This window comes from Microbacterium sp. Bi128, assembly GCF_918698205.1.
In genome coordinates this window covers 1-1639 of sequence record NZ_CAKKMM010001155.1, presented here as the reverse complement: position 1 = coordinate 1639, position 1639 = coordinate 1, and the positions used below count along the sequence as shown (strand labels likewise).

The window sequence follows — 1639 nt, the reverse complement described above, 5'->3', positions numbered from 1 at the left end:
GGGTTCAGCATGGCAAAGAACGGCAGCGCCTCCCGCCCGCGGACGGCAGCGACGTCGGGATCGACGTCGAACTGGTCCTCCAGGACAGCGATCTGCAGCGGAATCCCCAGCTGCGGGGCCGCCAGGCCCACGCCTGGGGCCTTGTGCATCACGCTGCGCATGAGGTCGATGAGGTGGCCGAGGTCGGCATCAGTCAACTGGCCATCGTACGGCGCCGCCACGTGCCGGAGCACCGGGTGTCCGGCCTGGACAATCGGCGGGAGGATGCCGGCGCTCAGGATCTCCTGGACGGTCTCGCTTATCCGGGCGGCGCTGTAGTCAGTGGGCCTGGCGTCATAGGGCATGCCCCCACACTACTGGCGCCCGCACGCCTTTGTAACAAAGTCGTAGATGCGGGCGCGAAGTTGGCTGCCGGCGTCGATCTTCACAATTCCCTCGCGGCCCGCCACCCTGACCTGCAGGGGAAGGAGTGTGCCCACTTTGTCTTCGGCCACTGCATGGGGATCGCAGCGGGAGGGCCTGATGCCGAGGCGCACTTGGGCCGGGGCACCGCCGGCGCGGACCGTCACCGACCGGGGCCACGGGGCTTGTGAGGCCTCCGCCAACAGCGTGGTTTCCTCGATCCGGTCTATCACCAGTTCACCGGCGCCGGCGGCGCGCGGTTGCAGCAGCAGACGCACGACGGCGGTCTGACCGTCCGCGGCGACCTCGAGCTCGGGATCCAGCCCGATCGTGGCGACGGCCGAGGCTTCCCGGGCCAGGCACAGCTCCGAATTGTTCCGCGCCAGGACGCCGAACGGGTCTGTTGCCTGAGCCATGGCCGGGACCGGCACGGCACCTTCCGGCGTGGCCAGCCGCAGGGATACGTGGGCGTCGCCCGCAGCCCCGGAGGTGGCTCCCGGTCCGGCCGGGTTGCCGCAATCCGGGGCGGGCAACGGTGCCGGCAGGCTCTTGGGCTGTCCGGGCGGAAGCTCGATCCCGCCGGTGCGGGCGGACCCGATGATCGGGGCCGAGAAGAGAGGGCTGGTCAGTTCCGGTCCGAGGACCGTCCGGCCATGGCCGGTGGTGTTCGTGGGCTGGATGTCGATGATGTGCTTGCTGTAGTTGTCGCGGAACTGGCTGATTTCCGCGGTCACGGGGCCTGCGGGGATCGGGGTCGCCGACGCCGTCGCGCTTGCCGGGGAGGCGGTGCCGCCGGCGGTTCCGGAGCTGCATGACGCCGCCGCGCCGAGCAGCACCGTGGCGGCCACTGCCCGCAACACCCAATACGATGCGGCGCCGCGCATCACGGGAAGTCCGTCCATGCGCACAGTCTATTCCGGGGCAAACCCGTACCAATGCGCTGCCTAATGCATCGTGAAACGGCGGGCGATCAGGGAATTCACCGGCGGAACTGCGGCGACGCCTGCGATGCCACGGTTCCGCAGCGCCAGGAGACGGTCCGTGAGGGGCCGGCCGAGGGCCATGTTTATTTCCGCCTGGCGTGCGGCTCTCGCCGCCGCCCGCAACCGGGTCCGCTCAAAGGTCCGGAGTCGATCCGCGACATCCTGGCCGCGCACGGCCGCCGAGATGATCGGTGCCAGCTCCGCCGCGTCCAGCCAGCCGAGGTTCATGCCCTGCCCGCCGATGGGGCTCACCT

3 protein-coding genes are annotated in these 1639 nt (G+C 70.1%); all 3 read right to left on the bottom strand.

What is annotated here, in order from left to right; genetic code table 11:
• Positions 1–344 (bottom strand): peptide deformylase (locus LQV45_RS30760; RefSeq protein ID WP_230011061.1); only part of this gene is annotated, 344 nt, incomplete at its 3' end.
• 9 nt (positions 345–353) lie between these two features.
• The gene (locus LQV45_RS30755; protein WP_230011058.1) at positions 354–1304 is read right to left on the bottom strand and encodes a hypothetical protein; all 951 of its coding nucleotides are present in this window, start codon (positions 1302–1304) and stop codon (positions 354–356) included.
• 42 nt (positions 1305–1346) lie between these two features.
• Positions 1347–1639, bottom strand: a 293-nt coding sequence (locus LQV45_RS30750; protein WP_230011057.1) for an NAD(P)/FAD-dependent oxidoreductase, incomplete at its 5' end; no start/stop codon positions are given.

Excerpts from the sequence above, each read along its gene's own strand:
- LQV45_RS30755 (WP_230011058.1), bottom strand. The coding sequence starts at position 1,304 with ATGGACGGACTTCCCGTGATGCGCGGCGCCGCATCGTATTGGGTGTTG.